The organism is Streptomyces sp. NPDC014764, assembly GCF_043082785.1.
GTDB lineage: Bacteria > Actinomycetota > Actinomycetes > Streptomycetales > Streptomycetaceae > Streptomyces > Streptomyces althioticus.
On sequence record NZ_JBIBXY010000001.1, the window covers coordinates 1,018,274 to 1,040,671 of the forward strand.

Genomic DNA, 22,398 nt, shown 5'->3' on the forward strand with positions numbered 1-22,398 from the left:
ATCAGGCCATCCCGCCGGCGACGGCCGGCAGGATCGTCACGTTGTCGCCGTCGCTCAGCTTGGTGTTGATGCCGTCGAGGAAGCGGACGTCCTCGTCGTTGAGGTAGACGTTGACGAACCGGCGCAGCTGGCCGCCGTCCACGATGCGGGCCTGGATGCCCGAATGCCGGGTCTCGAGGTCGGCGAAGAGCTCGGCGAGGGTGTCCCCGTTGCCCTCCACCGCCTTCTGACCGTCGGTGTACTGGCGGAGGATGGTGGGGATGCGGACCTCGATGGCCATGGCTGAGGGCTCCTGTCGGAAGGTGTCGTGGGTTCTTCGTAGGCGCACGGCGGCGCCGCGGCTCATGGCCGCAGACGGCTGCGGAACGTCAACAGATGGCGCTGTTCAGCCTGCACAGGTCGACGTGGAGCCGCGCCACGAGCAGCATGCCCGGCGCGTTGTCGCCCACGTCGAAGAGAACCATGGACTCATCGTATCGATTCCCTGTCGGGGTCCCGGAGTGTGATCCCACATCCCGGACGTGGACCATCCGCCATGCGGGATCAGTACGCGTCGACGACGCGCACCTCCTCCTCCTCGACCTCGCCCTCCACGATCCGGAAGGACCGGAACTGGAAGTCGCCGGCGCCGTCGGTGTCGGCGGTGGAGACCAGCACGTAGTGGGCGCCGGGCTCGTTGGCGTAGGTGATGTCGGTGCGCGAGGGGTAGGCCTCGGTCGCGGTGTGCGAGTGGTAGATGACCACCGGCTCCTCGTCGCGGTCGTCCATCTCCCGGTACAGCTTCAGCAGGTCCTGGGAGTCGAACTCGTAGAACGTGGGCGAGCGGGCCGCGTTCAGCATGGGGATGAAACGCTCGGGGCGGCCGGAGCCCACCGGGCCCGCCACCACGCCGCACGCCTCGTCGGGATGGTCCTCACGGGAGTGGGCGACGATCTGGTCGTACAGGGCCTGGGTGATGGTCAGCATGAGGCTCAGGATAAGCAGACGGGCCGTTCCGTACCGAGGAGTGGTACGGAACGGCCCGTATGCCGGACGCCTTGAGCGGATGGCGGCGGGGAACCCCACGAGTGCTCCCTGTGCGCCGGCGTCCTCCGGGGTGGTCAGCCGACCTTCTCGAACCGGTCCTCGTCGCGGTCCGCGATCGCCGGGTTGCCCTTCTTGAGCACGGTCCAGCCGATGCCCAGGGCGACGGCCCAGCCGGCCGCGACGTAGAGACAGACGCGGGCGTCCGCGTCCGCCGCGATCATGACGGTGACGCCGATCAGGAAGGCCAGGGCGACCCAGCTGAACAGGGCGCCGCCGGGGGCGGGGAAGGACGAGGCGCGCAGCCGCCCGGCGTCGACGGCGTGGCGGTAGCGGATGTGGCTGACGAGGATCATCATCCAGGTCCAGATGCCGGCCGCGGTGGCGACGGAGGTGACGTAGGCGAACGCCTTCTCGGGGACGACGTAGTTGAGGATCACGCCGATGCCCATGAGGGCCACGGAGACGGTGATGCCGACCGCGGGTGTCTTGCGGGCGTTGAGCCGGGCGAAGGCCTTGGGGGCCTCGTTGTTGGCGGCGAGTCCGCGCAGCATCCGGCCGGTGGAGTACATGCCGGAGTTGCAGGACGACAGGGCCGCGGTGAGCACCACGAAGTTGACGATGCCGGCGGCGAGCGGGATGCCGATCTTGCCGAAGGCGTGCACGAAGGGGCTTTCGCCGGCGGAGAACTCGGTCCACTTGACGACGGAGAGGATCACCAGCAGGGCGCCGACGTAGAAGACGATGATGCGCCAGGGCAGGGTGTTGATGGCCTTGGGCAGGGTCTTCTCGGGGTTCTCGGACTCGCCCGCGGTGACGCCGACCAGTTCGACGGCGAGGTAGGCGAACATGACGCCCTGAAGGGTCATCAGGCTGGAGCCGATGCCGTTGGGGAAGAAGCCGTCGTGCGACCAGAGGTTGGAGACGGCGGCGGTGTCGCCGGCGTCGGAGAAGCCGAGGGTGAGCACGCCGAGACCGATGACGATCATGCCGATGATGGCGGTGACCTTGATCATCGAGAACCAGAACTCGACCTCGCCGAAGATCTTGACGGAGATCAGGTTCACGCCGAACAGCACGACGAGGAAGACCAGGGCGCTGACCCACTGGGGGATCTCGGGGAACCAGAAGTGGATGTAGATGGCGGCGGCCGTGAGCTCGGCCATGCCGGTGACCACCCACATCAGCCAGTACGTCCAGCCGGTGACGAACCCGAAGAACGGGCCGAGGAACTCGCGGGCGTACTCGGCGAAGGAGCCGGAGACGGGCCGGTAGAGGAGGAGCTCTCCCAGGGCCCGCATGATGAAGAAGATGACCACGCCCGCGAGGGCGTACATGAGGATGATGCTGGGGCCGGCCTTGGCGATGTTCGCGCCGGCGCCCATGAACAGGCCGACGCCGATCGCGCCGCCGATGGCGATCATCTGGACCTGACGGCTGCCGAGTCCGCGCTCGTACCCCTCTTCAGGGGCTTCGGTGACCTTCGCAGAGGTCATGTGTCGTGCGCCTTTCTCCATGCCGACCCGGGCCGACTGTCGGCCGCGGATCGGGTCGCGATCCCCCCGGACTGATGGAGCTGGGCGGACGCGCGGGCCCGCCCGTGCCTGGCCGGCGGTGACCGGCTCGGTGGCGCACCCGGCCGAACGTTCGGGTGGCGTTCGCCGGGCGGTCGTGAAGGTCTATCACGGGCGACGGGAGGGTCACCTGCCCCGCCTGTGACGCGGGGCACAGGCAAACGGGGACAAACGCGACCCGGGGACGAAAAGGCGGTGGCCCGTTTGACGGAACCGTTATGCGGATTTGAGACACCGTTGAGCGAACACCTGTGCACAAGTTGCAGGCAAAACAGAAAACGGATGGGGCCCGTCCGCACCGGTGCACGGTGCGGACGGGCCCCTTCGGGGGCGGACGGACGCTCAGTTCGCCTTGGCCGTCTCCGGCTCCGCGGGACCGGCGGCCGGCTCCGCCGCACCGGAGCGGCGGTCGCGGACGTAGGTGAGGAAGGAGTTCAGCTCACGCTTGACGACCGGGGCCAGCAGGTAGAGGCCGATGATGTTGAACACGGACAGCAGGAACAGCGCCGAGTCGGCGAGGCTGATCAGCGAGTCGAGCGAGAGCAGCGAGCCCGCGATCACGAACACGCTCCACACCGCCTTGAAGACGATCTCGCTCACCTTGCTGCGGCCGAAGAGGTACGTCCACGCCTTCAGGCCGTAGTAGCCCCAGGTGAGGATCGTGGAGAAGGCGAACAGCAGCACCGCGACGGTCAGCAGGTTCGGGAACCAGGGCAGCACGGTCTCGAAGGCGTCGGAGGTGATGGTGACACCGCCGATCTCGTTGCCCTCGCGGGCCGCGTCCCAGCTGGCGGGGGCCGCGATGACGATGGTCAGCGCGGTCATGGTGCAGACGACGACCGTGTCGATGAACGGCTCCAGCAGGGCGACCAGGCCCTCGCTGGCGGGGTGCTTGGTCTTCACCGCGGAGTGGGCGATCGGGGCGGAGCCCAGGCCGGCCTCGTTGGAGAAGGCGGCGCGCTGGAAGCCGACGATCAGGGCGCCGATGACACCGCCCGCGACACCCTCGGCCTCGAAGGCGCCCTGGAAGATGCTGCCGATGGCGTCGGGCACGGCGGTGACGTTGGCCAGGATGACGATCTGACACGCCACTACGTACATGATCGCCATGGCCGGGACCAGACGGCTGGTGACCGAGGCGATGGAGCGGATGCCGCCGAGCAGCACCAGACCGACCAGGGCGGCGACCACGAGACCGAACAGCACGGCGCCCGCGGAGGACGCCAGGAAGCCGTCCTCGCCGCCGAAGGTCGACGAGATCTGCGCATAGCTCTGGTTGGTCTGGAAGAGGTTGCCGCCGAACAGACCGAAGAACAGGATCATCACGGAGGCGAGGACCGCGAGCACCTTGCCGAGCCTGGCGCCGCCGCGGCCGAAGCGCTCGGCGAGGCCCTTGGGCAGGTAGTGCATCGGACCGCCGGAGACGGTGCCGTCGGGGTGCTGCTCGCGGTACTTCACACCGAGGGTGACCTCGACGAACTTGGTGGCCATGCCGAGCAGGCCGCAGAGGATCATCCAGAAGGTGGCGCCGGGGCCGCCGATGGAGACGGCGACGGCCACACCGGCGATGTTGCCGAGGCCGACGGTGCCGGAGACGGCGGCGGTGAGCGCCTGGAAGTGGTTGACCTCGCCGGGAGAGTCCTTCTCGTCGAAGCGGCCCCGCACGACGTCGAAGGCGAGCTTGAGCTTGCGGGCCTGGATGAGCCCGAACCAGGCCGTGAAGACCAGGCCGGCGATCACCAGCCAGGCGACGATCAGGGGGAGGTCCGTACCGGCGACCGGGACGGTGTAGAAGACGATGTCGCCGACCGTGGTCGCGACAGGGTCGAAGAAATCGCTGACGGCGTCGTCAATGGTCGTGGTGATGGAGTCGAGTGACATCGAACTTCCTCGGGTGGGGCGGGGACGTTCCGGCAGGTGAGGAGTCGGGGACGTTCGGGCATGGCCCGCGTCCCGGTCCGGCGACGGCGATAGGGGGACGCCCCCGGCAGAGGGGGCCGCGTCCGTGTCGGGCAGGCGTGCGCACCGGCGAAGACCGGCTTCGTTGCTCACATCCGCGTCGGCGGCGCAAGCGGGTTGCGAATTCTTACCACGCCCTTACCGGCCCCCACGTGACCCGGGTCACATAGAATTGCCCCTGCGGCACGAATCCGCAGGGGCGGTGACACGATCGTTATTCGGACTTGAGGTTCCTCTGAGCGAACACTTCGCGGTGCTTTCCGGGCCGATCCGGACGTTTCCTACGCCGTCAGCGTCGAGACGAGCGTCTCCTGGAGACCACCCAGCCAGAGGTACGCCATCACCATCGGCTTGCGCGGGTCCTCGTCCGGAAGGTGGAACAGGACGTCGCTGTCGTCCTCGTCGGTGATCTCCAGCCGGGCGCCGATCGCCAGGCGCAGGTCGTTCAGCGCGCCCAGCCAGCGCACGGAATCCTCCGGCGTCAGCTCGAGCACCGCCTCGCCCTCGCCGGCCGCGTCCCTCAGCCCGTCCAGGGAGCGGATCACCGCCAGCGCGTTCTCCCGCTTGCCGGCCCGCAGGTCGTTCTCCGTGTAGCGGCGGAACTCGGCGGAGTGCGCCCGCTGTTCCTCGGCCTTCTCGGGCCGCTCGGTCCCCTCCGGGTCGACGTAGGCGTCGGGGAAGAGCCGGCGCAGCACGGGGTCGGAGGGCGGCTCGCTGGGGCCCTCGGCGAAGAGCTCCGCGAGCGGGTCGCCACCGGACTCCTCGGCCGGGCCGGGGCCGATGATCTCCATCAGCTGCACGGCGAGCGAGCGGATGATGGAGATCTCGACGTCGTCGAGGGCGACGGCCGCGCCGCCGCCGGGGAGCGGTTCGAAGTGTCCTGGCATAAGGGCGGTTCGCTGCTTCCGGTCCAGCGGGCGGGCGCAGGCCACGTCCCGGGCGGTCATGTCCGGCTTCACTTCCGGTCGTGCTGGAGGGTCGCCCACAGGCCGTAGCCGTGCATGGCCTGGACGTCGCGCTCCATCTCCTCGCGGCTGCCGCTGGAGACGACGGCCCGGCCCTTGTGGTGGACGTCGAGCATGAGCTTGGTGGCCTTGTCCTTGGAGTAGCCGAAGTACGTCTGGAAGACGTACGTCACGTAGCTCATGAGGTTGACCGGGTCGTTGTGGACGATCGTGACCCACGGGACGTCGGGCTCGGGTACGGCGAAGACCTCCTCCGCCGACTCGGTGCGTTCGATCTCCAGGGGTGCGGGTGACGTCACACTGCCCATGCTGCCACCGGAGGGGGGTGGTCGCACAAACCGGCCCGCTCACGACCGCCCGCGGAGTCAAATCGTCAGAGTGACGAAATGGGGGTACCATCCTCGCCATGGACACAGCGGACCTTGGATTGCCGGTGAATGTTCCGTCGACGGCACTCTTCACCGACCAGTACGAACTGACGATGCTGCAGGCGGCGCTGAAGGCCGGCACGGCCGAGCGGCACAGCGTGTTCGAGGTCTTCACCCGGCGGCTGCCGCACGGCCGCCGTTACGGCGTCGTGGCGGGCACCGGACGGGTGCTGGACGCGGTGGAGAACTTCCGCTTCGACGAGGGAGTCCTGCGCTTCCTGCGCGAGAAGGCCGTCGTCGACGAGGAGACCCTGGACTGGCTGGCCGGCTACCGCTTCTCCGGCGACATCTGGGGCTACCCGGAGGGCGAGGTCTACTTCCCCGGCTCGCCGGTCGTGCGGGTGGAGGGCAGCTTCGCCGAGTGCGTGCTGCTGGAGACGGTGATCCTCTCGATCCTCAACCACGACTCGGCCATCGCCGCCGCGGCCTCCCGGATGTCCTCCGCCGCCGGCGACCGGCCGCTGATCGAGATGGGCGCCCGGCGCACCCACGAGCTGGCCGCCGTCGCCGCCTCCCGCGCCGCCTACATCGGAGGCTTCTCCTCCACCTCCGACCTGGCGGCCGGCTTCCGCTACAACATCCCCACCGTCGGCACCTCCGCCCACGCCTTCACCCTGTTGCACGACACCGAGCGGGACGCCTTCCGCGCCCAGGTGGACTCCCTCGGCGCGGGAACCACGCTGCTGGTGGACACCTACGACGTGACCGAGGCGGTCCGCGCGGCCGTGGAGGTCGCCGGGCCCGGGCTGGGCGCGGTGCGCATCGACTCCGGCGACCTGCTGCTGGTGGCCCACCGGGTGCGGCAGCAGCTCGACGAGCTGGGCGCCCGCGACACGAAGATCGTCGTGACGTCGGACCTGGACGAGTACGCCATCGCCTCGCTGGCCGCGGCGCCGGTGGACGCCTACGGGGTGGGCACGCAGCTGGTGACCGGCTCGGGGCACCCGACCTGCTCGATGGTGTACAAGCTGGTCGCGCGCGCCGAGTCCGCCGCCCCGGATGCGCCGCTGGTGCCGGTGGCGAAGAAGTCCACCGGCGGCAAGACGTCGATCGGCGGCCGCAAGTGGGCCGCGCGGCGGCGGGACGCGGACGGCGTCGCCGTGGCCGAGGTGATCGGCACCGGTGAGGTCCCGCCCGAGCTGGCCGACCGGCAGCTGCTGGTGCCGCTGGTGCGGGACGGTGAAGTGGTCGCCCGCGAGCCGCTGGACGTGGTCCGCGAGCGGCACGCCGCCGCCCGCGCCGGTCTCCCGCTGTCCGCGACACAGCTCTCGCGCGGGGAACCCGTCCTCCCGACGGAGTACGTGCACCTGCCGTCGGGTAGCTAAAGGCAAGCCACGGCGCGAGTCGTCGCCTGTCCGCGCCGCTCCGTCCCCGGGGCCCGAGGTACGCCCGCCCGGCCCCGCCGCACCCATCCGTCCGCCCAGAGCCGAAGGACACCGACCATGCGCCGCGCACTGATCGTCGTAGACGTGCAGAACGACTTCTGCGAGGGGGGCAGCCTCGCCGTCGCCGGCGGCGCCGACGTGGCCGCCGCCGTGACCGAGCTGATCGGCCAGGCCCCGGCCGGGTACCGGCACGTGGTCGCCACCCGGGACCACCATGTCGACCCCGGCGACCACTTCGCCGACCACCCCGACTTCAAGCGCTCCTGGCCCGCCCACTGCGTCGCCGGCACCGAGGGCGTCGGCTTCCACCCGAACTTCGCGCCCGCCGTGACCTCCGGGGCGGTCGACGCCGTCTTCGACAAGGGGGCGTACGCGGCGGCCTACAGCGGTTTCGAGGGCGCCGACGAGAACGGCACCCCGCTCGCCGAGTGGCTGCGGGAGCGGGAGGTCGACGAGGTGGACGTCGTGGGCATCGCCACCGACCACTGCGTACGGGCCACCGCGCTGGACGCGGTCCGGGCGGGCTTCCGCACCCAGGTCCTTCTCGACCTCACCGCGGGCGTGTCCCGGGAGACCACCGAGCGGGCCCTGGAGGAGATGCGGGAGGCCGGCGTGGAGCTGTCCGGCAAGCCGGCCGTGCAGTGAGCCGGGTCAGGCGGAGGCGGCCGGCCGTTTGATCAGCGCCCGGATCGGGTGCCACAGCTCCACCGACAGCACTCCCCCGGCGGGCGCCGTGCGCCATATCAGGCCGTCGGGATGGTGCAGGACCGCCGTGATCTCGTCGGGCGTGGGCGGCGCGGTGTTCCCGCGCAGGTACACGGCGCGCAGGCCCAGGTTGCGCAGCCTGGTCAGGGCGCGCGCCCGGTTCTGCGAGTGGACCAGCACCCGTACCCCGGCCGGTAGGTCGGCGGCGGGGCTGGGCAGGTTCAGCGCCACCACCACCGTGCCGTTCGGCAGCTTGCAGAAGCCTCCTGCGGCCATGCGGTCATACCCCCGTGTCAGCAGGTGTCAATAAGAGAGCCACAGGAGGCACCTAAACACGGATCGGCGGTGACCCGCCAGGGGGTCACCGCCGATCATGTTCTGACCTGCGAGAACGCTACTTACCGGCCCGCAGGGCCCACCTCGAGCTCGATCGTGGAGCCGTCCTTGGCTTCCTTCTTGATCTTGATCTTGGTGTTGGTGTCAGTGACCTGGACGCTGCCGGTCGGGTTCGCCGGGTCCCAGTAGGTGTTGGTGCGGTCGTTGAAGACCGACACACCCTTCGAGGACGGGATGTACCGGGCGACGTCCGCCTTGTGCAGGGTGATGGCGTCGGTGCGGAACTTGCTGAACGTGGCGTCGTAGGTCTGGATGCGGTTGCGCATCAGCGTGCCGTCGGACCACTTCAGCGCGGTCGGGTGGGAGTCGATCGGGAGGATCAGACCCTTGCCCGGGTGCACGCTGGTGTTGTTGTCCAGCTGGGAGGTGTCCCACTTCCAGATCAGCAGGCCGTTCTGGTAGGCGTAGTGCTCGACCCAGTCCGGACGGCTGTTCGCGAACCCGAAGTTGTACGGGCCGACCTTCAGCGTCTTGTCGTACGAGACGTACTGCCGGTTCTCGGCGATGTAGTACTGCTCGTAGTCCTTGGTGAAGGACGCGCCGATGCGGGAGAAGCCCTTCGCCGTCCAGGCCTCGTCGGCCGTCTCGGCGTTGTCCGTGAAGAGCGCGGTGCCGTCCGCCGTCACCGTGATCGCGTCGGCAGCGAAGCCCTTCAGGGCGACACCGCCGTCGGTCTGGTAGCGGAAGCGCAGGTCGATCTTCTGGCCCGCGTAGGCGTCCAGCGGGTAGACCAGCTTCTTGAAGCCGTCGACCGTGCCGTGCAGGGCGGGCTTGTCGCTGCCGTCCCGCGGGATCGGCTGACCGTCCACCGTGCCGTCCAGGGCGGTCCAGTTGGCGCCGCCGTCGGTGGAGACCTCGGTGTAGAGGAAGTCGTAGTCGGACTCGATCTCGTACCAGCCGTCCAGGGACAGCTCGGCCGACGACCTGCCGGTGAGGTCGACGCTGCGGGTCAGCGTGTTCCGCAGGTCGTCACCGCTGCCGCTCCACCACTGGGTCTCGCCCTCGGCCGGCTCCACGATCTCCGTGGTGACGGCCTTCTTCGGGAGCTGGACGACCAGCGCCTGCTTGTGCTTGGTGTTGTACTCGGCGACGCCCAGCTTGTGCCAGGAGTTGACCCCGGCCTTGGCGGTGTCGTAGTTCAGCCAGCCCAGCTGCAGCTTGTCCCAGGCGGTCATGTCGCCGGGCAGGTCGCCGATCTCGTTCTTGCCGGTGCCCAGCCAGGAACCGGACGACATCAGCGTCCAGAAGCCGGTGGCGTTCTCGCCGCCCTGGGTGTCGTAGAGGTCCGGCAGGCCGAGGTCGTGGCCGTACTCGTGGGCGAAGACGCCGAGTCCGCCGTTCTCCGGCTGGATGGTGTAGTCGCCGACCCAGATCCCGGTGTCGCCGATCTGCGTGCCGCCGAGCTTGTTGTTCTCGGGGCCGGTGGCGCCGGCGTCGGTGCCGAAGGCGTACCAGCGGTGGGCCCAGATCGCGTCCTCGCCCTGGGCGCCGCCGCCGGCGGACTCGTCCTCACCGGCGTGCACGATCTGGAAGTGGTCGATGTAACCGTCGGGCTCGTTGAAGTCGCCGTCGCCGTCGAAGTCGTAGCGGTCCCACAGGTCGTACTGGGAGAGCTGAGCCTTGATCTGGGCGTCGGTCCGGCCGGCGGCCTTCTGCTGCTCGGCCCAGGCGGTGACGCCGTCCTGCACCGCGTACCAGGCGCAGTTGTCGGGCACGCACTTGTTGGAGCCGTAACGGGCCTCGTTGTAGGGCACCTTGACCCAGTCGGAGACCTCGCCGTCGACCGAGTAGCGGCCCGAGGACTGCTTCTCGTAGTAGGTCTTGACCGAGTCGACGCCCTTGCCGGAACCGAAGTACAGGTCCTCGAAGTGCTGCCGGTTGTAGTCCTCCTGCCAGGCCGTGGAGTTGTCGACCTCACGGTCCGGCTCGGCGATCTGGTTGTGCAGGGGACCAGGGGTGCCGCCGTAGCGGCTGTCGATCTTGTCGCCGAACTCCACCAGGATGGTGAAGATCTTGTCCGTCTTCTCCCGGCCGAGCTCGACGTACTTGCTGTCGCCCTTCTTGCCCTTCAGCTGGACGACCTTCGAACCGTCACGGTTCTTGACCGACGTCTTGCCGGAGAGCACCTGGTTGAGCGCCTCCTCGCGCTGGGCCGCCTGCGTCTTGGAGAGCGGGCCCTCGAGGTCGTGGTCGACGTGGTTGTTCGACGCCGGGTCGTGCCGGTCCACAGCGCTGGGACGGTCGGCCGGGTCGGCCGAGTCCGCCTGCGCCACGGTGAACGCAGAGCAGGTGGCGGTGGCCGCCGCAAGGGCCACGCCTATCGCGGCCGCTCTGAACGTCCAGGGTCTACTGGTCACTTGAGATCCCCTCCCGCGTGCCTGCGCGCGGCCGAAGGAGGTTCCGTCTGTGGAAGGTCCCGCGCGCACGTGATCAACGCGTGTAGTCAAGTGACGTCATTTGACTAGAGGTTCGCCAGAAAAAACAGACCTTGACTTGAACAGATCAAACGCGTTATGCGGATCCTCGGTTCGCATTGCGGACAGTTCCGCGCGAAAGCCCGGCGGGCGCGTCCGCCGGCCCCTGTGTGGGGCGCCATGAATCCGTGCGCCCCCTGTGCACCGGCCCTGTAGGTCAGGTCACGCTTACCGTCCGTTCCCCTCGGGCACTCTCGCGGTTAGAGTCGCTTGGCGGAACGCCCTTGAGCCGGTGGAAAGCCAGGCCGACAGCCCCCGACTTCCGAGGACACGATGGCCATGCCCCGTCCGACTGTCGCTCAGTTCGCCTACGGCTCGTGCGCCGTGATCCTGTCGACCTTCGCGTTGCTGCTGCTGTCCGGGACGAGTTCCGGCGCGGGCGTCGCGGCGGTCGCCGTCGTGTCGCTCGCCCTGGGACTCCTGGTGGCCGTGCGCGTGCCGGTCCCCGCGTCCCGTCGCCCCGCGGCGGTCCGGCCCGCGACGCCGCTCCCGGTGCGGGCCACGGTGCCGTCCCCGGCCCGCGAGCAGGTCCGCGAGCCGGTCCACGAGCGCGCGGCGTCCTGACGCACCGCCCGCCCCGCGCAAGGCGGTCCGCGGCCGCGTGGCCGAAGCGGCGGCCCGGCGTCACCGGGCCGTGACCACGACGGTCCTGGCCGCCTTGTCGTGCAGTCCCTGCTTGTAGGGCCGGTCGAAGTAGCTCCAGCCGCCGGAGATCGCCGTCCACACGCAGGCGCAGCAGAAGGCGAACGGCAGCCACAGCACGGCCGCGCGGATCAGCGCGGTCTGCACGGAGGGGTTGGAGCCGTCGGCGAGGTTCGCCACCCGCATGCCCAGCCACTTCTTGCCGAGGGTGCGGCCGAAGCGGACGGCCATGAAGGTGTCGTACGCGATGTACAGGGCGGCGGCGATGACCGACTGGGCGAAGCTGTTGCCGACGTTGACCCGGTCGCCGTCGAAGTTGTACTCGCTGACCCCGACCGGCCAGGTGAGCAGCCAGACGACGATGCCGACGAGGATCATGTCGATGATGCGGGCCAGCGTGCGCCGGCCGCTGTCTGCGAGCGGCGGCATCCCGGCCAGCGGGTCGCCCGGCCCACCGCCGCCGTAGGGGCCGGCGCCGTAAGGGCCGCCGGGGCCGCCTCCGTAGGGGCCGCCGGGTCCCCCGCCGTACGGGCCGCCCGCTCCCCCGCCGCCGTACGGGCCGCCGCCCTCGTAGGGACCGCTGCCGCCCTGACCGGGCGGGGGCGTGGCGCCGGGGGTGTCGTACGGGGAGCCGGAGCCCGGGCCCGGGGCGCCCGGCGGGGGCTGTTTCCTGAACGGGTCGTCGTCCGGCGGCTGCTGCTTCCGGAACGGGTCCTCGTCCGGCGGCTGCTGACCGGAGCCGGGGGGCGGTTCGGTGGTCATGCCCCCGATCCGATCCCGAACCCCGCTCCCCCGCATCCGGCGGGCCGCCGTCCGGAGTACCGGCGCCGCCCGCGCAGCCGACGCGCTGTCAGGCGGCGGCGACGAAGGTGTGCGCGGCCTTGTCGTGCCAGCACTGGCGCCAGGGCTTGTCGAACAGGCACCACAGCACGCCGACGACCCCGACCACGAGCAGTCCGGGCACGCTGTAGACCAGCCAGCGCCGCAGCGCCGCGCCGAACTCCGGGGCCTCGTGCGCCTCGATGTCCCGCACCTCGATGCCCATGAGCCTCTTGCCCAGCGTGCGCCCCCACTTGACGGTGGGCAGCACCTCGAGGAGCACCCCGCCGAGCAGCAGGACGGCGAGGACGATGCCGAGGTGGACGGAGGTGGTCCCGTCGACCAGCCACACCGTGACGGTCCGTCCGGACAGCTTGGCCGCCTCGATCTTCGCGTCGATGTGGTCCAGCGCCTTCATGCCGAGCGGCACGGCGGCCGCGGCGGTGACGGCGCCGAGGACGACCGTGTCGAGCAGCCGGGCGGTCAGCCTGCGGCCCAGCGCGGCGGGCCGGGCGGCGGCCTGACGGCGGGCGGCGGCCTGGAAGACGTCGTCGACCGGGGGCTTCCAGGGCGCGGCCTGCGGTTCCGGGGTGGCGCCGGCGAGCCGGTGCACCTGCTGCGGCCAGGAGGGCTGTCCGCCTCCGGGGCCGGGCGTCAGCGGCGTCGGGGCGGCCGGGGGCGCGGCGGCCGCGGGGGCCGCCGGGGTGGAGGCGGGCCCGGTGGTCTGCGGGGGCACGGCGGGCGCGGTGGCCTGCTGCGGGCCGGACGGCGGGGCGGCGGGCGCGGACGCCGCCCCGGCGGCACGCTCGGCCGCGGCCTTCCCGGCGGTGAAGCCGGGCCGTCCGGCGCCGGGGGCGTCCGTCTCCCCGGCGCGCGGGGAGACGGCGCGGAAGGTCATGGTGCCCTCGTCGGTGGAGGCCGTCGCGCCGCCGGACGGTGCAGGCTGCTGCGAGGAGCCTGCCGTCGGCCTGCGGAAGACGAACGTCCCGTCCGCCCGCGGGGTGTCCGGGGAGGCGGCCGCCGGTCCGGACGCGGCCGGGCCGCCCTGCGCCGCCGCCGAGTCGTGCGGGACGCGAGGGTCGGCGCCCGCGGCGCCCCAGGAGACCCTGCGGTCCTGGTCGCCGCCGAAGCCGGACTGGCGGGAGCGGTCGGCGCCCCAGGCGGAGGCCGGCTCGGGCCGGCTGCCGTGCTGGGCGTCGGCCGGGGACGCCGGGGCGGGCGCGTCGGCCGGGTCCTCGTCGAAGAAGTGAGGGCCGGTCTCCTCGACGGAGGGCACGGCCTGGGCGGCGCCGGGGGAGGCGGCCGGTGCGGCGCCGGGCGGCGGGGCGAGCGGCTCTCCGTCGGCGGGTGCCGGACGGCTGGTGCCCGGCACCCAGGCGGCGCCGTTCCAGTACCGGACGTATCCGGGAATGGAGGGGTCCGGGTAGTACCCCTCGCGGGGCCTGTCGTCTCCGGGTGCCGGGGTTGGGGCGCTCATGTCCGTCGTCCCGTATCTGCTCGAGGGATGGGTCGGGGGCCACCACATCTATCAGACGGGCGGGGGCCGGACGTCCCGTCCGGCCGGACCCCACCCCTTTCGGGCACCTTCTCGTTCAGAACAGCTTGCCCGGGTTCAGAATGTCGAGCGGATCGAACGCGTGCTTGACGGCCCGCTGCATCTCCATCGACACCGGGCCGGCCTCCCGCGCCAGCCACTCCTTCTTCAGCACGCCGACGCCGTGCTCGCCGGTGATGGTGCCGCCGAGTTCCAGGCCGAGCGCCATGATCTCGTCGAACGACTCGCGGGCCCGCCGGGACTCGTCCGGGTCGGAGGCGTCGAAGCAGACCGTCGGGTGGGTGTTGCCGTCCCCGGCGTGGGCGACGACGCCGATGGTCAGCCCGTGCTTCTCGGAGATCCGCTCGACGCCCTCGATCAGCTCGCCGAGCCGGGAGCGGGGCACGCACACGTCGTCGATCATCGTGGTGCCCTTGACGGCCTCCAGCGCGACCAGGGACATCCGGCGGGCCTGGAGCAGCATCTCCGACTCGGCGGCGTCCTCGGCGGGGACGACCTGGGTGGCGCCGGCCTCCTCGCACAGCGCGCCGAGGGCGGCTAGGTCGGCGGCGGGGTCGGTGGTGTCGAACGCGGCCAGCAGCAGCGCCTCGGTGGACTCCGGCAGGCCCATGCGGGCCATGTCGTTGACCGCCTTGACGGTGGTGCGGTCCATCAGTTCGAGGAGGGACGGGACGTGGCCGCCGGCCATGATGCGGCACACCGCGTCGCTCGCGGCGGCGCCGGAGGCGAACTCGGCGGCCAGCACCAGCTGCTCCGGCGGCTTGGGCCGCAGCGCGAGGACGGCGCGGACGACGATGCCGAGGGATCCCTCGGAGCCTACGAACAGGCGGGTCAGGTCGTAGCCGGCGACGCCCTTGACGGTGCGGCGGCCGGTGGTGAGCAGCCGCCCGTCGGCGAGGACGACGTCCAGGCCGAGGACGTACTCGGCGGTGACTCCGTACTTGACGCAGCACAGGCCGCCCGAGGCGGTGCCGATGTTGCCGCCGATGGTGCACATCTCCCAGCTGGAGGGGTCCGGCGGGTAGGCGAGGCCGTGCTCGGCGACCGCGCGGGACAGCGCGGCGTTGATCACGCCCGGTTCGACGACCGCGATCCGGTCGACCGGGTCGATCTCCAGGATGCGGTCCATCTTGGTCAGGGAGAGCACGATGCAGCCGTCGGTGGCGTTGGCGGCGCCGGACAGGCCGGTGCGGGCGCCCTGCGGGACGACCGGCACGCGCAGCTCGGTGGCGGTGCGCATCACGTGCTGGACCTGCTCGACCGTCCGGGGCAGCACCACCACTGCGGGGCTGCCGGCCGGGCAGAAGCTCGCCATGTCGTGGGCGTAGGAGGCCGTGACGTCCGGGTCGGTGAGGACGGCCTCCGCGGGCAGGCCGCCGAGCAGCCGGTCGACGAGAGGTCCGGCCGCCACCGTGTCTTCATCGCGTCGCGCTTCGATACGGCTCACGATCACAGCGTCGCACCCGGGGCCATCGGTGTGAACCCCGTACGGGCGGCCGGGTTCCGACGGAGTGTGATGATCATATGTAGGCGATGCGTGACGCACAGTGTGCGCCATGGACGAACAGCCTCGTGCGCGCCGGCGGAGGTACCGCCGCGCGCTGCTCACGTCGGCCGCCGGGGCCGCCGTGCTGGGCGGAGTGCTGGTGACGCTGCCGTGGGGCGGGCAGGCTCCGCCCCCCGCCCCCACCCCGCAGGAGCGCGCCCTGGCCGCGGTGACCAGCGGCGTCCCGGCCTCGCTGGGCGACCTGGAGGCGCTGACCGCCGAGCGCGAACGGCATCTGCGGAAGCACCCCCGGGACGCGCGCGCCTGGGCCGAGCTGGGCGCGGCCCGGGTGGAACAGGGGCTGCGGCTGGCCGACCCGCGGTACTGGCCGCGCGCCGAGAAGGCGCTGCGCACCGCGCTGGAGGTACGGAAGGACGACGTGCCGGCGCTGCGGGCGATGGCCGTGCTGGCGAACGCCCGGCGCGACCACGCGAGCGCCCGCGCGTGGGGCGAGGCGGCGCGGAAGCTGGAACCCGGGCGGTGGACGACGTACCCGCCGCTGATCGAGGCGTCCGCAGGACTGGGCGACGACGAGGAGACCGGCCGGCTGCTGGAGAAGCTGATGGAGCTGCGCTCGGGCCCGGCGGTGATGGTGCGGGCGGCGGCCGTCTACCGGGACCGGGGCTGGCGGGAGGACGCGGCGGCGAAGCTCGCGGACGCCGCGTCGGCCGCCGGTGAGCCCGCCGAGCGCGCGGCGTACCTGGAGCGGGCCGGTCAGCTCGCCTGGGAGCGCGGCGACCGGGAGGACGCGCTGCGCCACTTCCAGGAGGCGGTGCGCACCGACCCCGACCAGCGGGCGGCCCAGGCCGGGCAGGGCAGGGCGCTGGCGGCGCTGGGCCGCACCACGGAGGCGTTGAGCGCGTACCGCACGGCGCTGGCGAGGCATCCGCGGCCGGAGTACGCGCTGGAGCTGGGCGAGCTGTACGAGTCGCTGGGGATGCGGCCGGCCGCCGAGGTGCACTACGCGCTGCTGCGGGAGCGGGCCCGGGTGGCCGCCGCGCACGGCGCGGACGAGGAGCTGGTGCTGGGCCGGTTCGAGGCCGACCACGGGGATGCGGAGTCGGCGGTGCGGCGGCTGCGGGCGGAGTGGAAGCGGCAGCCGTCGACGGAGGTCGCGGACGCGCTGGGCTGGGCGCTCCACCGGGCCGGGGAGCACGAGGAGGCTCTGCCCTTCGCCGTGCGGGCCACGGAGGGGACGAAGGGCGGGGGCGTGCGCAACGCGCTGTTCGCCTACCACCGGGGGACGATCGAGCACTCCCTGGGGCGGTACGGGGCCGCGCGCCGCCATCTGTCCGAGGCGCTGCGGATCAACCCCTGGTTCTCGCCGCTGCACGCGCCCCGCGCGAAGGAGGCGCTGGCCCGCCTGGGTGAGCCGTCCGTCCAGGCGGGCCCCGAGTCCTCCTGAGGGCGCGGGCGCGCGGCGCCTACAGGTTGCCGCGCTTGGCCTGCTCGCGCTCGATCGCCTCGAACAGGGCCTTGAAGTTGCCCTTGCCGAAGCCCATGGAGCCGTGGCGCTCGATCATCTCGAAGAAGACGGTCGGGCGGTCCTGGACCGGCTTGGTGAAGATCTGCAGCAGGTAGCCGTCCTCGTCGCGGTCGACGAGGATCTTCAGCTCGCGCAGCGTCTCCACGGGCACGCGGGTCTCGCCCGCCCACTCGCCGAGGGTGTCGTAGTACGAGTCCGGGGTGTCCAGGAACTGCACGCCGGCGGCGCGCATCTGGCGGACCGTGTGCACGATGTCGTTGGTGTTCAGCGCGATGTGCTGGACGCCGGCGCCGCCGTAGAACTCCAGGTACTCGTCGATCTGGGACTTCTTCTTGGCGACGGCGGGCTCGTTGATCGGGAACTTGACCTTGAGCGTGCCGTCGGCCACGACCTTCGACATCAGCGCGCTGTACTCGGTCGCGATGTCGTCGCCCACGAACTCCTTCATGTTCGTGAAGCCCATGACCTTGTTGTAGAACTCGACCCACTCGTTCATGCGGCCGAGCTCGACGTTGCCGACGCAGTGGTCGACGGCCTGGAAGGAGCGCTTGGCCGGCGGTTCGACGATCGGGTCGGCGGAGACGTAGCCGGGCAGGTAGGGGCCGTCGTAGCCGGTGCGCTCGACCAGGGTGTGGCGGGTCTGGCCGTAGGTGGCGATGGCGGCCAGCACCACGGTGCCGTGCTCGTCCTTCAGCTCGTACGGCTCGGCGACGGAGGTGGCGCCGTGCTCGATCGCGTAGGCGTACGCGGCGCGGGCGTCCGGCACCTCGATGGCGAGGTCGACGACACCGTCGCCGTGGGCGGCCACGTGGTCCTCGAGGAAGGCGCCCCACTCGGTGGACCGCTTGACGACCGAGGTGAAGACGAAGCGGGCCGAGCCGCTCTCCAGCACGTAGGAAGCGGTCTCGCGGCTGCCGTTCTCCGGTCCGGAGTAGGCGACGAGCTGCATGCCGAAGGCGGTGGAGTAGTAGTGCGCCGCCTGCTTGGCGTTGCCCACGGCGAAGACGACCGCGTCCATTCCCTTGACCGGGAAGGGGTCTGCCTGCCGTGCGGTGTCGGGAGCGGTGTGTGTGGTCTGCGTCATAGGGGCAGGGTGGAACAGCCCTGCAAGGTGCGCAATAGTTCGCCCAGTCACTGGGCAACATGTCCAGCCGAACGCCCGCTCCGACGGGCTTTCTGTACAGGATGACCACTGAGGAGCGCGGTATGGCGATCGATCATCTGGACGGGCGGATCATCCTGCTGCTGGCGCGCGAGCCGCGGATCGGGGTGCTGGAGATGTCCCGCCGGCTGGGGGTGGCGCGGGGGACTGTGCAGGCCCGCCTGGACCGTCTTCAGTCGAACGGAGTCATCCGCGGATTCGGCCCCCAGGTGGATCCCGCGGCCCTCGGCTACCCGGTCACCGCGTTCGCCACCCTGCAGATCAGACAAGGTCAAGGCGCCGACGTACGGGCCCACTTGGCGACCGTCCCCGAGGTGCTGGAGCTGCACACCACCACCGGGACGGGGGACATGCTGTGCCGGCTGGTGGCCCGCTCGAACGCCGATCTCCAGCGGGTGATCGACCGTGTCGTCGGTTTTGATGGCATCGTCCGGGCGTCCACGGCGATCGTCATGGAGAACCCCGTTCCGCTGCGGATCATCCCGCTGGTGGAGCAGGCCGCGCTCGGCGAGTGACCGGACCTGGCCGAGCTGGGGGTGAGCGGATGTGAACTTCTGGGAGTACCTGGAGAGCCGGCACCAGCAGCTGCTCACCGACGCCTACCAGCACGCCAGCGTCGTCTTCCAGTGCATGGTCGTGGCCACCGCCATCGGTGTGCTGATCGGGATCGTCACCTACCGCAGCGAGTGGGCGGGCAACCTCGCCACCACCGTCACCGCGACCCTGCTGACCGTCCCGGCGCTCGCCATGATCGGCCTGCTCATCCCGATCGTGGGGCTGGGCGTGCCGCCGACCGTGATCGCGCTGACCCTGTACGGGCTGCTGCCCATCGTGCGGAACGCGATCGTGGGCCTGCGCGGGGTCGACCCGGCGCTGGTGGACGCGGCCAACGGCATCGGCATGTCCCGGCTGTCCCGGCTGGTGAGGGTGGAACTGCCGCTGGCGTGGCCGCCGATCCTCACCGGGATCCGCGTCTCCACGCAGATGCTGATGGGCATCGCGGCCATCGCCGCCTTCGCCTCAGGACCCGGCCTCGGCAACCTGATCTTCCGCGGGATCGCCTCCCTGGGCAGCAAGAACGCCCTGAACCAGGTGCTCGCCGGCACCCTCGGCATCGTCGTCCTCGCCCTGCTGTTCGACGCCGCGTACGTCCTGATCGGACGGCTGACCATCTCCAGGGGGATCCGTGCCTGAGTCCGGTACGACCGAGGCCGCTCCCCGGTCGGTCGGGGCGACCATCGAGCTGGAGGGCCTCACCAAGCGCTACCCGGGCAGCGACCGGCCCGCCGTCGACAACGTCAGCATGGAGATCGGGGCGGGCGAGACGGTGGTCTTCGTCGGCCCCTCCGGGTGCGGGAAGTCCACCACCCTGAAGATGATCAACCGGCTGATCGAGCCGACCGGCGGCCGGATCCGGATCGGCGGCGAGGACGTCACCGACATGGACCCGGTGAAGCTGCGCCGCACCATCGGCTACGCGATCCAGGCGAGCGGGCTGTTCCCGCACATGACCGTCGCGCAGAACATCGCCCTGGTGCCGAAGATGCTGCGCTGGCCGTCCGGGCGGGTGCGGGACCGGGTGGAGGAGATGCTGGATCTGGTCGGCCTGGACCCCGGCGAGTTCCGCGACCGCTATCCGCGCCAGCTCTCCGGCGGGCAGCAGCAGCGCGTGGGCGTGGCGCGGGCGCTGGCGGCGGACCCGCCGGTGCTGCTGATGGACGAGCCGTTCGGCGCGGTCGACCCGATCACCCGGGACCACCTCCAGGACGAGCTGATCCGGCTCCAGCGGGAGTTGCACAAGACGATCGTCTTCGTCACCCACGACTTCGACGAGGCCATCAAGATCGGCGACCGGATCGCGGTGCTGCGCGAGCAGTCCCACATCGCCCAGTTCGACACCCCGGAGGCGATCCTCACCAACCCCGCCGACGACTTCGTCTCCGGCTTCGTCGGCGCGGGCGCGGCGCTGAAGCGGCTCAACCTCACCCGGGTCGGGGACGTGACGATCACCGACTACCCGACGGTGGGCGTCGACGACCCGCTCGACGAGATCTCCGCCCGGCTGCGCGCCGCCGGCACGGACGAGGTGCTGGTGCTGGACAAGCGGGGCCGCCCCTACAAATGGCTGCGGCGCGGCGACATCGTGCGCGCCCAGGGCTCCCTGGCCCGCGCGGGCGTCCTCGTCCACGACACGGTGACCCGGGACGCCACCCTGCGGGACGCGCTGGAGGCGGTGCTCACCGACAACACGGGCCGCGTCGCGGTGACCGGGCGGCGCGGCGCGTACGAGGGCGTCGTGGACGTGGAGACGCTGATGAACTCCGTGCACGAGCTGCTGGAGGCGGACCGTCTCGAGGCGCGGGAGTCGCAGTCCGGCCTGGAGGAGCAGCGGTCCGCGCAGACGCACGCCGAGCAGGAGGGCGCGCACCCCTCGGGCGACCGCGGGGAGGCCCAGGCGTGAGGACCTCCGAGGGGCGGCCGCCCGGGGACGGGCCCGAGACGCGCGAGGACGCCGGACAGGACGGGGAGGAGGCCACTCCCCCGGTCCGCCCGGCCGTGGCGCCGACGCGGATGACCTGGCAGAAGCTGACCCTGCTGCCGCTGCTGCTGATCGCCGTGCTGCTGGCGACCTGGCTGTGGTTCGAGCAGGCCGACCTGGACGCCCTCACCCGCAACGCGCTGTCGGACGGGCGGGTGTCGAAGGCGCTGTGGCAGCACATCGAGCTGACCGTGATCTCGACGTTCTTCGTGCTGATCATCGCCATTCCGCTGGGCATCCTGCTGACCCGGGGGCAGGCCGGCCGGGCGACCCCGGTGGTGATGACGCTCGCCAACATCGGCCAGGCCACCCCGGCGATCGGTCTGCTGGCGCTGCTGGTGATCTGGATCGGCATCGGCCGCCGGGCGGCCCTGATCGGCATCATCGCCTACGCCGTGCTGCCGGTGCTGTCCAACACCATCGCCGGTCTGCGGGCCAACGACCCGGCGCTGCTGGAGGCGGCGCGCGGAATCGGCATGTCCCCGGTGGGGGTGCTCACCCGGGTGGAACTGCCGCTGGCCGTGCCGCTGATCCTCGCGGGCGTGCGCACCGCGCTGGTGCTGAACGTCGGCACGGCGACGCTCGCCACCTTCGGCGGGGGCGGCGGGCTCGGCGTGCTGATCACCACCGGGATCACCAGCCAGCGGATGCCGGTCCTGGTGGTGGGGTCGGTGCTCACCGTCGCGCTGGCCCTGCTGGTGGACTGGCTGGCCTCGCTGGCGGAGCTGCTGCTGCGGCCGCGCGGGCTGGAGGCGGGGCCGTGAGCGGGCGCCGCGGGGTGCGGCTGATGCCGGCGGCGGTACTGCTGGCGGTGGTGTCGGGGTGCGGGCTGACCAGCGGGTCGCCGATGGTCGACGACGTGGAGCCGGGCACGATCGGCCGGGGGAAGCCGTTGGAGGGCGCCGAGCTCACCGTCACCTCCAAGGAGTTCACCGAGCAGCTGATCCTCGGCGCGATCATGGGCATCGCCTTCCAGGCCGCGGGCGCGGACGTGGTGGACCGGACGGGCATCCAGGGCTCGGTCGGCTCACGGGAGGCGGTCGTCAAGGGCGAGGCGGACGCCGGGTTCGAGTACACGGGCACGGCGTGGATCACGTACCAGGGCAACACCAGGCCGATCCCCGACCCTCGCGAGCAGTGGCTGGCGGTGCGGGACGCGGACGCGAAGAACGGCGTGACCTGGCTGGAGCCGTCGGAGCTGAACAACACGTACGCCCTGGCCATGAACCAGGCCAACTACGAGCGGTACCGCACCCGCACCCTGTCGGAGGTCGCGGAGCTGTCGAAGACGGACCCGGGCGCGGTGACGCTGTGCGTGGAGGGCGAATTCGCCAACCGCGCGGACGGGCTGCCCGGCATGGAGAAGGCGTACGGGATGAGCATCCCGGCAGGGAACATCACGCAGATGGACTCCGGGATCATCTACACGCAGACGGCCAAGGGCGCCTGCACCTACGGCGAGGTGTACACCACCGACGGGCGGATCAAGTCCATGAACCTGGTGGTGATGGAGGACGACAAGAAGTTCTTCCCCAACTACAACGCGGCTCCGACCGTGAACAGCAAGACGCTGCGGAAGTGGCCGGCGATCGCCGAGGTGCTGGCCCCGGTCACGGAGAAGCTGGACAACAACGTGGCGCAGACCCTCAACGCCCGGGTCGACGTCGACGGGGAGGACCCCCACCAGGTCGCGCTGGACTGGATGGTGGCCGAGGGATTCGTGAAGGAGGGGTAGTGGGG

Annotated in this window: 22 protein-coding genes; 9 read left to right on the plus strand and 13 right to left on the minus strand. The window is 71.2% G+C overall.

Annotated features, from left to right (window positions below; all coding sequences use genetic code 11):
* Window position 1: 1 nt before the first annotated feature.
* From ACF1AG_RS04620 to clpS, 7 genes are all read right to left on the minus strand, one after another.
* A complete protein-coding gene (locus tag ACF1AG_RS04620; protein WP_359602681.1) occupies window positions 2-280 on the minus strand; it encodes a MoaD/ThiS family protein in 279 nt (92 codons plus the stop codon).
* An 88-nt stretch (window positions 281-368) separates the two neighbouring features.
* On the minus strand, window positions 369-464 hold the full coding sequence (locus ACF1AG_RS04625) for a putative leader peptide (RefSeq protein ID WP_019525082.1): 96 nt from the start codon (window positions 462-464) through the stop codon (window positions 369-371).
* Window positions 465-543: 79 nt separating this feature from the next.
* Window positions 544-966: a M67 family metallopeptidase gene (locus ACF1AG_RS04630; RefSeq protein ID WP_359602685.1), complete on the minus strand. Its 423-nt coding sequence runs from the start codon at window positions 964-966 to the stop codon at window positions 544-546.
* Window positions 967-1,100: 134 nt separating this feature from the next.
* The gene (locus ACF1AG_RS04635; protein ID WP_391809306.1) at window positions 1,101-2,519 is read right to left on the minus strand and encodes an amino acid permease; all 1,419 of its coding nucleotides are present in this window, start codon (window positions 2,517-2,519) and stop codon (window positions 1,101-1,103) included.
* 420 nt (window positions 2,520-2,939) lie between these two features.
* Window positions 2,940-4,478 carry an alanine/glycine:cation symporter family protein gene (locus ACF1AG_RS04640; RefSeq protein ID WP_391809307.1) on the minus strand — a complete coding sequence of 513 codons (1,539 nt, stop codon included), beginning with the start codon at window positions 4,476-4,478 and terminating at the stop codon, window positions 2,940-2,942.
* A 359-nt stretch (window positions 4,479-4,837) separates the two neighbouring features.
* On the minus strand, window positions 4,838-5,443 hold the full coding sequence (locus ACF1AG_RS04645; protein ID WP_359602710.1) for a DUF2017 domain-containing protein: 606 nt from the start codon (window positions 5,441-5,443) through the stop codon (window positions 4,838-4,840).
* Window positions 5,444-5,511: 68 nt separating this feature from the next.
* Complete coding sequence (clpS, locus tag ACF1AG_RS04650; RefSeq protein WP_359602690.1) at window positions 5,512-5,829, minus strand: ATP-dependent Clp protease adapter ClpS; 318 nt, start codon at window positions 5,827-5,829, stop codon at window positions 5,512-5,514.
* Window positions 5,830-5,927: 98 nt separating this feature from the next.
* Between clpS and ACF1AG_RS04655 the strand changes: the two genes are divergently transcribed.
* Both ACF1AG_RS04655 and ACF1AG_RS04660 read left to right on the plus strand, forming a co-directional pair.
* Window positions 5,928-7,274: a nicotinate phosphoribosyltransferase gene (locus ACF1AG_RS04655; protein WP_359602692.1), complete on the plus strand. Its 1,347-nt coding sequence runs from the start codon at window positions 5,928-5,930 to the stop codon at window positions 7,272-7,274.
* Between the two features lie 117 nt (window positions 7,275-7,391).
* The gene (locus ACF1AG_RS04660) at window positions 7,392-7,979 is read left to right on the plus strand and encodes an isochorismatase family protein (RefSeq protein WP_359602694.1); all 588 of its coding nucleotides are present in this window, start codon (window positions 7,392-7,394) and stop codon (window positions 7,977-7,979) included.
* A gap of 6 nt (window positions 7,980-7,985) precedes the next feature.
* On the opposite strand, the gene ACF1AG_RS04665 is transcribed toward ACF1AG_RS04660, so the two are convergent.
* Together ACF1AG_RS04665 and ACF1AG_RS04670 are read right to left on the minus strand one after the other, a co-directional pair.
* Window positions 7,986-8,315 carry a hypothetical protein gene (locus ACF1AG_RS04665; RefSeq protein WP_359602696.1) on the minus strand — a complete coding sequence of 110 codons (330 nt, stop codon included), beginning with the start codon at window positions 8,313-8,315 and terminating at the stop codon, window positions 7,986-7,988.
* 122 nt (window positions 8,316-8,437) lie between these two features.
* On the minus strand, window positions 8,438-10,792 hold the full coding sequence (locus ACF1AG_RS04670) for an immune inhibitor A domain-containing protein (RefSeq protein WP_391809308.1): 2,355 nt from the start codon (window positions 10,790-10,792) through the stop codon (window positions 8,438-8,440).
* A 390-nt stretch (window positions 10,793-11,182) separates the two neighbouring features.
* Between ACF1AG_RS04670 and ACF1AG_RS04675 the strand changes: the two genes are divergently transcribed.
* The gene (locus ACF1AG_RS04675) at window positions 11,183-11,473 is read left to right on the plus strand and encodes a hypothetical protein (RefSeq protein ID WP_391809309.1); all 291 of its coding nucleotides are present in this window, start codon (window positions 11,183-11,185) and stop codon (window positions 11,471-11,473) included.
* Window positions 11,474-11,533: 60 nt separating this feature from the next.
* Here the strand turns inward: ACF1AG_RS04675 and ACF1AG_RS04680 are convergent, their stop codons facing one another.
* The 3 genes from ACF1AG_RS04680 to ACF1AG_RS04690 all read right to left on the minus strand — a co-directional run bounded on the left by ACF1AG_RS04680 (window position 11,534) and on the right by ACF1AG_RS04690 (window position 15,378).
* Window positions 11,534-12,313: an RDD family protein gene (locus tag ACF1AG_RS04680; protein ID WP_359602705.1), complete on the minus strand. Its 780-nt coding sequence runs from the start codon at window positions 12,311-12,313 to the stop codon at window positions 11,534-11,536.
* 88 nt (window positions 12,314-12,401) lie between these two features.
* Complete coding sequence (locus tag ACF1AG_RS04685) at window positions 12,402-13,847, minus strand: RDD family protein (protein WP_391809310.1); 1,446 nt, start codon at window positions 13,845-13,847, stop codon at window positions 12,402-12,404.
* Window positions 13,848-13,962: 115 nt separating this feature from the next.
* Window positions 13,963-15,378: an FAD-linked oxidase C-terminal domain-containing protein gene (locus ACF1AG_RS04690; protein WP_359605170.1), complete on the minus strand. Its 1,416-nt coding sequence runs from the start codon at window positions 15,376-15,378 to the stop codon at window positions 13,963-13,965.
* A gap of 103 nt (window positions 15,379-15,481) precedes the next feature.
* Between ACF1AG_RS04690 and ACF1AG_RS04695 the strand changes: the two genes are divergently transcribed.
* Window positions 15,482-16,876 (plus strand): tetratricopeptide repeat protein, encoded by a 1,395-nt coding sequence (locus tag ACF1AG_RS04695; protein WP_391809311.1) that lies wholly within the window; start codon window positions 15,482-15,484, stop codon window positions 16,874-16,876.
* A 19-nt stretch (window positions 16,877-16,895) separates the two neighbouring features.
* On the opposite strand, the gene hppD is transcribed toward ACF1AG_RS04695, so the two are convergent.
* Window positions 16,896-18,041, minus strand: coding sequence for a 4-hydroxyphenylpyruvate dioxygenase (gene hppD / locus ACF1AG_RS04700; RefSeq protein ID WP_359605174.1), 1,146 nt, complete (start codon window positions 18,039-18,041; stop codon window positions 16,896-16,898).
* A gap of 122 nt (window positions 18,042-18,163) precedes the next feature.
* Here hppD and ACF1AG_RS04705 point away from each other — a divergent pair, with 122 nt between their 5' ends.
* Genes ACF1AG_RS04705 through ACF1AG_RS04725 form a run of 5 tightly spaced genes read left to right on the plus strand, consistent with a single transcriptional unit; the run spans window position 18,164 to window position 22,393 of the window.
* A complete protein-coding gene (locus ACF1AG_RS04705) occupies window positions 18,164-18,634 on the plus strand; it encodes an Lrp/AsnC family transcriptional regulator (RefSeq protein ID WP_006134418.1) in 471 nt (156 codons plus the stop codon).
* Between the two features lie 31 nt (window positions 18,635-18,665).
* A complete protein-coding gene (locus tag ACF1AG_RS04710; RefSeq protein WP_359605176.1) occupies window positions 18,666-19,313 on the plus strand; it encodes an ABC transporter permease in 648 nt (215 codons plus the stop codon).
* Window positions 19,306-20,580, plus strand: coding sequence for an ABC transporter ATP-binding protein (locus ACF1AG_RS04715; protein ID WP_359750418.1), 1,275 nt, complete (start codon window positions 19,306-19,308; stop codon window positions 20,578-20,580). Before ACF1AG_RS04710 ends, ACF1AG_RS04715 begins: the two co-directional genes overlap by 8 nt.
* Window positions 20,577-21,422 (plus strand): ABC transporter permease, encoded by an 846-nt coding sequence (locus ACF1AG_RS04720; protein WP_391809312.1) that lies wholly within the window; start codon window positions 20,577-20,579, stop codon window positions 21,420-21,422. Before ACF1AG_RS04715 ends, ACF1AG_RS04720 begins: the two co-directional genes overlap by 4 nt.
* Before the next feature lie 23 nt (window positions 21,423-21,445).
* Window positions 21,446-22,393, plus strand: a complete 948-nt coding sequence (locus ACF1AG_RS04725; protein WP_359605198.1) for a glycine betaine ABC transporter substrate-binding protein — start codon at window positions 21,446-21,448, stop codon at window positions 22,391-22,393.
* The last annotated feature ends 5 nt before the right edge of the window (window positions 22,394-22,398 follow it).

Bases quoted from the DNA above. Each gene is read 5' to 3' on its own strand.
- ACF1AG_RS04620 (WP_359602681.1), bottom strand. From the start codon at position 280: ATGGCCATCGAGGTCCGCATCCCCACCATCCTCCGCCAGTACACCGAC.
- ACF1AG_RS04625 (WP_019525082.1), bottom strand. From the start codon at position 464: ATGGTTCTCTTCGACGTGGGCGACAACGCGCCGGGCATGCTGCTCGTG.
- ACF1AG_RS04630 (WP_359602685.1), bottom strand. From the start codon at position 966: ATGCTGACCATCACCCAGGCCCTGTACGACCAGATCGTCGCCCACTCC.
- ACF1AG_RS04635 (WP_391809306.1), bottom strand. From the start codon at position 2,519: ATGACCTCTGCGAAGGTCACCGAAGCCCCTGAAGAGGGGTACGAGCGC.
- ACF1AG_RS04640 (WP_391809307.1), bottom strand. From the start codon at position 4,478: ATGTCACTCGACTCCATCACCACGACCATTGACGACGCCGTCAGCGAT.
- ACF1AG_RS04645 (WP_359602710.1), bottom strand. From the start codon at position 5,443: ATGCCAGGACACTTCGAACCGCTCCCCGGCGGCGGCGCGGCCGTCGCC.
- clpS (WP_359602690.1), bottom strand. From the start codon at position 5,829: ATGGGCAGTGTGACGTCACCCGCACCCCTGGAGATCGAACGCACCGAG.
- ACF1AG_RS04655 (WP_359602692.1), top strand. From the start codon at position 5,928: ATGGACACAGCGGACCTTGGATTGCCGGTGAATGTTCCGTCGACGGCA.
- ACF1AG_RS04660 (WP_359602694.1), top strand. From the start codon at position 7,392: ATGCGCCGCGCACTGATCGTCGTAGACGTGCAGAACGACTTCTGCGAG.
- ACF1AG_RS04665 (WP_359602696.1), bottom strand. From the start codon at position 8,315: ATGGCCGCAGGAGGCTTCTGCAAGCTGCCGAACGGCACGGTGGTGGTG.
- ACF1AG_RS04675 (WP_391809309.1), top strand. From the start codon at position 11,183: ATGGCCATGCCCCGTCCGACTGTCGCTCAGTTCGCCTACGGCTCGTGC.
- ACF1AG_RS04680 (WP_359602705.1), bottom strand. From the start codon at position 12,313: ATGACCACCGAACCGCCCCCCGGCTCCGGTCAGCAGCCGCCGGACGAG.
- ACF1AG_RS04685 (WP_391809310.1), bottom strand. From the start codon at position 13,847: ATGAGCGCCCCAACCCCGGCACCCGGAGACGACAGGCCCCGCGAGGGG.
- ACF1AG_RS04695 (WP_391809311.1), top strand. From the start codon at position 15,482: ATGGACGAACAGCCTCGTGCGCGCCGGCGGAGGTACCGCCGCGCGCTG.
- hppD (WP_359605174.1), bottom strand. From the start codon at position 18,041: ATGACGCAGACCACACACACCGCTCCCGACACCGCACGGCAGGCAGAC.
- ACF1AG_RS04705 (WP_006134418.1), top strand. From the start codon at position 18,164: ATGGCGATCGATCATCTGGACGGGCGGATCATCCTGCTGCTGGCGCGC.
- ACF1AG_RS04725 (WP_359605198.1), top strand. From the start codon at position 21,446: ATGCCGGCGGCGGTACTGCTGGCGGTGGTGTCGGGGTGCGGGCTGACC.